Raw genomic sequence first — 8,227 nt, forward strand, 5'->3', positions numbered from 1 at the left:
GCGCTACCCCCTTTTTTTATTCGGTTTCAAAGATGTACGACAAAACTTTCAATGCCTGGCTGACAGTTTCAACAGTAACATTTGCTTTGCTTGAAAGCTCTTTTAGAGGGTGGTGAAGTTCCTTTGGACGGATAAGGATCAGCGGCTTTCCAAGTGCGGCAGCTGCGCTTGCATCCATGGCGGTGTTCCATTGCTTGTACTTCTCACCAAATAATGCAATCACCAGATCTGATTTTTGCATTAGAAGCTGTGTTCTTAAGTTATTAATGCCTGAAGCAGCTTCATCCCGAAGTATGGCATCCGGCTGCGTCCCGAGAATTTCCTCTCCAATCATGTCAGAACGGTCATGATTTTCCATTGGACCTGTAAAATGAACAGGCAGCTGTAATAATTTTGCTTTTTCCTTTATTTCATTGCGCCAATTGGAATGTATTTCACCTGCTAAATAGACGTTTATTTCCATTCTTCTTCCTCCTTTATGCAATATTCTTATATTTTAACATTTCTTCTAGGAAGTAACGCAGTGAAAAGGCTGCCAATCCTGATATGAAGGGTTGTCAGACTATTGAGAAGAAATGTATGATAGGGAAGGATATGAGAATCCATGCAAGGAGGGGACAATAGAATGAGTAAAAGATTCACCGCAGCCTTGCTCTTAGTTATTTCATTTATACTGCTCAGTGCCTGTTCAGCATCGTTGGAAGAAGAGCAAACCGCCGCAAAAAATGCTGCAGAGGAAGCATTTAACCAATCACCTGAAAAGACAAATCATAAGTTTGAAGATATAGAATATTATTTGCCTTTCGGCTATGAAGTAGAAGAGGAAAGCCCAAATAACATCATTTTAAAAAATGGTTCGAAACGATACATCCTTTTTTACAATCAGCATGAAGGTCCGGACAGCAGGATTGTTTATGATGCTACCTTAAAGCAGAAAGATGAATTTGAAGTTAAAGAGAAGTTTACAAAAAAGGGACATAATGGCTTCCTATTAATCAACAGCGGAAAAAAAGACGAACATGAATTGGTCGTCGGGATTGGCGGCGTAAAATTATCAACGCAGGCTAAAACCAGAAACTTATCCTCTGACGCCGCTGCGATGATGGAAATAGCCAATTCTGTTCAAATGAATAACTAAAGCGAGGGGCCCTGCCCTTCGTTTTTTAATTTGCCTTTATAAGCAGCTGAATTTTTTATTGTTATAATAGAAAGCCCCTATTAAAAGAACAATAAGAATATAGAAGATTTTATATTACAAGTGTCTTTACATATGTTATCTTATAAATGCAGAACTTTTACATAGGGGGAAAATTATGAGAGATTTCCTGAATCGAAAAGGGGTTACCCTTTCAGCTAAAGTTTATTTCATAGATGCCCTGAGCAGTATGGCGCTGGGCTTGTTTGCTTCGCTGATCATCGGGCTGATTATTAAGACAATTGGAGAACAGACTGATATCAAATATTTGCAGGATATGGGCATTTTGGCTATGGGGCTGATGGGCCCTGCAATTGGAGTGGCAGTTGCATACGGACTGAATGCTCCCCCGCTGGTTGTCTTTTCAGCCATCGCAAGCGGGGCTGCCGGGGCGGCACTCGGAGGCCCGGCAGGGAGCTTCGCTGCAGCCCTTATTTCCACGGAACTTGGAAAATTGGTCAGTAAGGAAACTAAAGTGGATATTATTGTAACACCGCTTGTTACCATCGCATCAGGTTATGTCGTTTCTACATTTATTGGACCCGGAATTGACTTTGGAATGAAAAGCTTTGGCAGCCTGATCATGTGGGGAACCGAACAAAGGCCGATCCTCATGGGGATCATTGTCGCGGTATTAATGGGACTTGCCTTGACGGCTCCCATCTCTTCAGCTGCCATTGCGCTTATGCTTGATCTGCACGGAGTTGCAGCAGGAGCTGCCACAATTGGCTGTGCAGCACAAATGGTCGGCTTCGCTGTGAGCAGCTACAGGGAAAATAAAATGGGCGGTTTAATTGCGATAGGAATTGGAACATCCATGCTTCAGGTGCCTAATATTATTAGAAACCCGCGCATCCTTATTCCGCCTACCATCGCAGGAGCGATTCTCGCACCGTTTGGCACGACCATCTGGCTAATGGAAAACAATGCTGCAGGGGCAGGGATGGGTACAAGCGGGCTTGTTGGCCAGATTATGACTTTTACCACGATGGGCTTTGGCCCGGACGTTTGGATGAAGGTCATCATCTTGCATATTATTGGACCCGCTCTCATCAGCCTGATATTATCTGAATATATGAGGAAAAAAGGCTGGATCCAATTTGGAGACATGCATATCAGCACAGGGGGCGTAAGGAAATGAAAAAATTGGAATCAATGGAGCAATTTAACGAGATGCGCAGCAGAGGGAAACACATTTTCATGTTTTCAGCAGACTGGTGTCCTGATTGCCGGGTGATTGAACCGGTATTGCCTGAAGTTGAAGCAAAATATAGTGACTATAATTTCGTTTATGTAGACCGCGATCAATTCATTGATCTTTGCATTGAGCTTGATGTCTTTGGCATTCCAAGCTTCATTGGATACAGGGATGGCCAGGAGCTCGGCCGCTTTGTCAGCAAAGACCGCAAAACTCAGGAAGAAATCGAGAACTTCATTCAAACTCTGGAAAACTAGGCCTGGCAATTATTTAATAAATGTCAGCTTTAGCGCATGCCCCCTCGATTTGCAGTGGCGGGCAAGACACTTCCGCTTTAAGCCCTCCTGCATCTTTTTTGAGCAGGAGGGTTTATTAGTGTAAAATGATAGTCGGAAATCAATCCCCAAAGGAGGGGCTTATATATGAAAATGGATAGCAGAAAAATGAAAAATGAATTAGAGCAGCGCTTAGCAAAAGAGAACCGGACTTTCTCTTTTGACAGAGAGAAAGATCAGCTTAGAATAGAAAATAAGGACACTGGAAAAGGAATTACCATCTCTTTGCCTGGCATTATAGCTAAATGGCAGGAGCAAAAGGAAAAAGCGATTGACGAAGTCGTTTATTATGTGGAGGAAGGCCTGGAAGCAATGGTGGAGGATGCTCATTTATCCGGCCATGAAAAAAACATTTTTCCAGTCATTCGATCAACTTCTTTTCCGGGTGAATCACAGGAAGGTGTTCCTTTTCTGACAGATGAACATACTGCTGAAACCCGTATCTACTATGCTCTTGACCTCGGTAAAACGTATCGCCTTATAGATGCACAGCTAATGGAAAAAGAGGGCTGGGATCCGGAAAGAATTAAAGAAACGGCTCTCTTTAATGTAAGATCTCTCTCGACCGATATGAAATCAGATACTGTAGCAGGCAATACTTTCTATTTCTTAAATAAGAATGATGGATATGATGCAAGCAGGATACTGAATGATTCGTTCATTAAAGAAATGAGCAGGAAAGCAGAAGGAACCATGGCAGTGGCCGTTCCGCATCAGGATGTATTAATCATTGCTGATATTAAAAATGAAACAGGCTATGACGTTCTCGCCCAGATGACTATGAGCTTCTTTGCGAGCGGCAGAGTGCCCATCACCTCCCTTTCATTTCTATACGAAAATGGAGAGTTTGAACCCATATTTATTTTGGGTAAGAATAAAAAGAAATAGCTTTTAAAGGCCACATCAATTGTGGTCTTTTTTATTGGCTGTTTTCGCAAGGTCTGTTGCAAATTGTGTATTATTTACTGAGTTGATTGGAAAACTTGCCGACCCATCGTGAAAAAAGGTATTAAACCCCCAGGAGAGGTAATTTATTTTCGAAATATATATCAATCAATTATTTCTATTAGTATTGCGAAAAAATCAGCTGTCTGTACAAATGAATTATTAACCTCCCTGAGTCGAAAGTATGTCTGCAGCTCTTTGTTTGTTTGTAAATTTACCCATTCTGCCTTTAAAAGGACTCATTCTCGGATTTCTTATTCAAAATCTGTGAATAACTGCTAAAATAATAGAGATAGTCTAACAAAGTTTTTGATAGAAAGAGTTGATATAAATGAGCTGGATTAAGAAGCTGTTCCATATGTTTAAAGATAATGATGAAGAATATGAGGAATTTGAAGATCATGCGGATGAGCGAAACCAGGAGAAACAGCCTGCTTCTCAAAGTACAAAAGAAAGTTCAAGAGATGTAGATGCTAAAGTAGTTTATCAATATCCTAAAGGCCAATTCCGTTTTCCAGTCATACCTGACCATGAAGCAGCACGGGAAAACAAGAGGCAGCAAAAGCAGGAGCATACACGCGGGCAGACGGTTAAAGAAACATCTGAAAAACGGCAGCCAAGGGTAAGAGAAACGGAGCGGCAGAGAAAACCAGCAGATTCTCCATTTCATGAAAAAAGGGCGCCGCGTTCCGCAGAAAGAGAGCGGCAAAAAAAGACTGCGCCATCACCTGCAAATGAAGAAAAAATCTTGACCCGCAACGAAAGAGAGGCTGCCAATAAGAAAAGGCCTTTCCAGCCGACAGAAATTCCATCCCCGATTTATGGGTTTAAGAGACCAGGTTCAAAGACACCTAAGGATCAATCTGGGAACGGGGAACAGGAAAATAACCGCAGGGAAATTACATACGATGAGGTTATGCGTAAAATTCAGCAGACTCCTCCTAACCGGCCTAAGATAACTGCGGCTGAGTCGCAAAAAGAAAAAGAAACCATCTTTTCCGCTAAGGTGGAAGCTTTGCAGAGACAGGCTGCTGTACCGGAAACTGAGGAACCGGCAGCAAACAAATATAAAATAGGTGAATCATCTGAATTAATGTTTGAAGTTCCGGAGGAAAGCCAGGAGATAGAATCCTGTGAAGTGGAAACACATGCAGCATGGGAGGATGAGCTGGAACCAGTCAGTCATCCCGGTTCTTCCACACCAGCCGGCAATGATTTCTCAAACCACGAAGAGAGCATTGATCGTGAAGAAAAATCTGAAGTAAGCAGATCGCTCTCAAATTTGATTGAAGAGGCTCTTCATGAAGAAGAGACAGAAGAAGAAACAGAAGAATATACAGAAGACACAGCAGCACTTTCCGGACAGGATGATTTGAATTCTAATGCGATCCCTGAACCAGAGGCTGAAAAGGTCCCAGAGAAAAGTCAATTAATCCAGGATATGAACATAGAATCAGAGAATGAAGAGATATCAAATCCAGTGCAGGAAAAAAGTGTTCAAGAAGAAAAGCCTTCTTCCAGAGGGTCAATCCCATTCAACGTCATTATGCTGAACAATGACAGAAAAAAATTGAACCAGCAGGAGAAAGTATCAAACCCTGCAGATGAAAAAAAAAATAATATCGCGATGTTTCCATCTGAAAGCATCCAGCAGTCTGCTGCTTCAGCAGAAAGAATTGAGGATTACCCGACTTCGGAACAGAAGATAAATCAGGAAGAAGATGACATTTCGTATTACCAATTCCCGTCGCGGACATTACTGACACCGCCGGTAATCATGGATGAAGAATCTGATTGGCTTTACGAGCAGGAACAGATGTTAAACTCCACCCTGCAGAATTTCAATGTCAGGGCCAGGGTTGTCAATGTTACGCAGGGACCTTCTGTCACCAGATTTGAAGTGCAGCCTGAACCGGGGGTCAAGGTAAATAAAATAACGAACCTCTCGGATGATATCAAGCTTAGTCTGGCAGCAAGGGATATTAGGATTGAGGCACCAATTCCAGGAAAGCATACAATCGGCATTGAGGTTCCAAACCAGAGCAGCCGTCCGGTATTTATCAGTGAGATCATAAGCACCCCGGAGTTCCAGAATGGCAGCTCCCCATTGACGGCTGTGCTTGGACTTGATATCTCAGGAAAGCCGATTGTGACCGATTTAAGGAAAATGCCCCACGGTTTAATTGCCGGTGCAACGGGATCTGGAAAGAGCGTCTGTATCAACACGATCCTGGTAAGCCTTTTGTATAAGGCGAGTCCGGATGAATTGAAGCTTCTCCTGATTGACCCGAAAATGGTCGAACTTGCACCATATAATCGAATCCCTCATTTAGTCAGCCCGGTTATTACCGATGTAAAAGCAGCAACAGCTGCCCTGAAGTGGGCTGTAGAGGAAATGGAACGCAGATATGAATTATTTGCCCATGCCGGTGTGCGGGATATAAACCGTTTTAATGAGCTGGCTGAAGAGCATAAGCAATATTCAGAGAAGCTTCCATTTATGGTCATTGTGATTGATGAGCTGGCAGACCTGATGATGATGGCGCCGGCCGATGTGGAAGAAGCCATTTGCCGGATTGCACAGAAAGCCCGTGCATGCGGGATGCATCTGATTATCGCAACCCAGCGGCCTTCCGTAGATGTTATTACCGGCTTAATCAAAGCGAATGTGCCAACAAGGATTGCATTCTCTGTGTCATCCCAAATTGATTCAAGAACAATCATCGATATAAGCGGAGCGGAAAAGCTCTTGGGCCGGGGAGATATGCTTTTCCTTGAAAATGGATCCTCAAAGCCGGTAAGACTCCAGGGGACATTTGTTTCTGACAAAGAAATTGATGATGTTGTAGCCCATGTACGCAGGGAACAAGAACCTGATTACTTATTTGAGCAGGAAGAGCTTCTGAAAAAAGCCCAAGCCATTGAAGAAGAGGATGAACTGTTTTTTGAAGCATGCGAGTTTGTTGTTGATCAGGGCTCAGCTTCCACTTCTAGTCTGCAAAGAAGATTTAAAATAGGCTATAATAGGGCAGCCAGGTTGATTGATATGATGGAAAAACAAGGATTCATTTCAGAAAATAGAGGCAGCAAACCGAGGGATGTCCTTATTACTGCGGCTGATCTTGAATCCATACAAGACACTAGTACATTAAATTAATCCATGGTATTCTTTACTTGCATGTTTAAAATAATATGAATAACTACTACGATAACGAAGAAAGCATTCATAAGCCGGCGTCCTGCCGGCTTAGGGGCCTGCTCCTTGCAACGCCAAGTCTGCAGGCAAGCCTGCTTTCTTTCATGTTTGTAAGGAGCTTGGGATGAAAGAGATTGAAATGAAGGTTAAGGGAGAAATAAAACGTCTGACAAACCAGACTTTTAAATTTGATGAACGTGTAAGAGATGGCTGGTTTTCAGCGGTTTACTTCCTAAAGACCAGAGAAATTGTTAAGAAATATCACGTTGATAAAATTGTAACTATGCAGTTTTTTCAAAAGAGTCATGCCGTTCTATGCGGTACGGATGAAGTCATTGCGCTGTTAAAAACATTTGCCGACCGTCCGGATGATCTGGAAATTCATTCATTAAAAGATGGTGACAAGATTTCACCCTTTGAAACAGTAATGACCATAACAGGAAGATATCAGGATTTCGGCTATCTCGAAGGAATTATTGACGGCATATTGGCCAGAAGAACCTCGGTTGCCACAAATGTCTATAATGTGGTAAAAGCAGCAGGAGTTTCAGGTGTTCAAAAACAGGTCATCTTCATGGGCGACCGGGATGATCATTATACCACCCAGGCAGGTGATGGATATGCAGCCTATATTGGGGGAGCAACAGCCCAGGCAACACATGCCATGAACGAATGGTGGGGCAAAAAGGGCATGGGTACAATGCCGCATGCACTGATTCAAATGTTTGAGGGAGATATCGTCGCGGCTGCTGAAGCTTATCAGGAGACGTTTCCTGAAGACGATTTAGTTGCTCTGGTAGATTATAACAATGATGCAATCACTGATTCCCTGAAAGTAGCCAGGGCTTTTGGCGATGAACTTAAAGGTGTCCGGGTTGACACATCCAGAACAATGATTGATCAATATTTCTTGAGAAATCAGCATATCCTGGGAACATTTGACCCGCGTGGAGTCAATGCTGAACTGATTTTTGCTCTAAGAAAAGCGCTGGATGACGAGGGCTTCGGCCATGTGAAGATTGTGGTGAGCGGAGGCTTCACCGAATCCCGAATCCGTGATTTTGAAGAAAAGGGTGTTCCAGTTGATACTTATGGTGTGGGAAGCAGCCTTCTTAATATTACCATTGGATTCACGGGAGATAATGTGATGATAGACGGCAAGCACGCAGCAAAGGCAGGACGCCGTTACCGCCCCAACCCCCGCCTTGAAAGAGTTGAATAACAGAGCAATACATTTAAATGGATCCTGATATCAATGTTTATATGTAATGTTTAAGGAATAAAGAGCTGGCAATACGTTACATAGTTTTTAAAATCGATTAATGATATAATGTTTCAATACATTAAAGTGTAAGTTT

At 42.8% G+C, this 8,227-nt stretch carries 7 protein-coding genes; 6 read left to right on the forward strand and 1 reads right to left on the reverse strand.

Annotated elements, in window-relative coordinates; all coding sequences use genetic code 11:
- Positions 1–16 precede the first annotated feature (16 nt).
- A complete protein-coding gene (locus CHI10_RS13855; RefSeq protein WP_095244834.1) occupies positions 17–463 on the reverse strand; it encodes a YtoQ family protein in 447 nt (148 codons plus the stop codon).
- Between the two features lie 162 nt (positions 464–625).
- On the opposite strand from CHI10_RS13855, the gene CHI10_RS13860 reads away from it, so the two are divergent.
- From CHI10_RS13860 to CHI10_RS13885, 6 genes are all read left to right on the forward strand, one after another.
- Positions 626–1,138 (forward strand): outer membrane protein assembly factor BamD, encoded by a 513-nt coding sequence (locus tag CHI10_RS13860; protein WP_095244835.1) that lies wholly within the window; start codon positions 626–628, stop codon positions 1,136–1,138.
- Positions 1,139–1,313: 175 nt separating this feature from the next.
- Positions 1,314–2,336, forward strand: coding sequence for a PTS sugar transporter subunit IIC (locus CHI10_RS13865; protein ID WP_095244836.1), 1,023 nt, complete (start codon positions 1,314–1,316; stop codon positions 2,334–2,336).
- Positions 2,333–2,650, forward strand: a complete 318-nt coding sequence (locus CHI10_RS13870) for a thioredoxin family protein (RefSeq protein ID WP_095244837.1) — start codon at positions 2,333–2,335, stop codon at positions 2,648–2,650. The genes CHI10_RS13865 and CHI10_RS13870 overlap by 4 nt, the downstream gene beginning before the upstream one ends.
- A gap of 165 nt (positions 2,651–2,815) precedes the next feature.
- A complete protein-coding gene (locus tag CHI10_RS13875; protein WP_095244838.1) occupies positions 2,816–3,616 on the forward strand; it encodes a DUF1444 domain-containing protein in 801 nt (266 codons plus the stop codon).
- A gap of 388 nt (positions 3,617–4,004) precedes the next feature.
- Positions 4,005–6,830 carry a DNA translocase FtsK gene (locus tag CHI10_RS13880; RefSeq protein ID WP_095244839.1) on the forward strand — a complete coding sequence of 942 codons (2,826 nt, stop codon included), beginning with the start codon at positions 4,005–4,007 and terminating at the stop codon, positions 6,828–6,830.
- A 163-nt stretch (positions 6,831–6,993) separates the two neighbouring features.
- Positions 6,994–8,091: a nicotinate phosphoribosyltransferase gene (locus CHI10_RS13885; RefSeq protein WP_095244840.1), complete on the forward strand. Its 1,098-nt coding sequence runs from the start codon at positions 6,994–6,996 to the stop codon at positions 8,089–8,091.
- The last annotated feature ends 136 nt before the right edge of the window (positions 8,092–8,227 follow it).

Source organism: Bacillus sp. 7894-2, assembly GCF_002272225.1.
Classification (GTDB): Bacteria; Bacillota; Bacilli; order Bacillales; family Cytobacillaceae; genus Cytobacillus.

Coding starts and splice junctions, on each gene's coding strand:
- CHI10_RS13855 (WP_095244834.1), bottom strand. CDS start 463: ATGGAAATAAACGTCTATTTAGCAGGTGAAATACATTCCAATTGGCGC.
- CHI10_RS13860 (WP_095244835.1), top strand. CDS start 626: ATGAGTAAAAGATTCACCGCAGCCTTGCTCTTAGTTATTTCATTTATA.
- CHI10_RS13865 (WP_095244836.1), top strand. CDS start 1,314: ATGAGAGATTTCCTGAATCGAAAAGGGGTTACCCTTTCAGCTAAAGTT.
- CHI10_RS13870 (WP_095244837.1), top strand. CDS start 2,333: ATGAAAAAATTGGAATCAATGGAGCAATTTAACGAGATGCGCAGCAGA.
- CHI10_RS13875 (WP_095244838.1), top strand. CDS start 2,816: ATGAAAATGGATAGCAGAAAAATGAAAAATGAATTAGAGCAGCGCTTA.
- CHI10_RS13880 (WP_095244839.1), top strand. CDS start 4,005: ATGAGCTGGATTAAGAAGCTGTTCCATATGTTTAAAGATAATGATGAA.
- CHI10_RS13885 (WP_095244840.1), top strand. CDS start 6,994: ATGAAAGAGATTGAAATGAAGGTTAAGGGAGAAATAAAACGTCTGACA.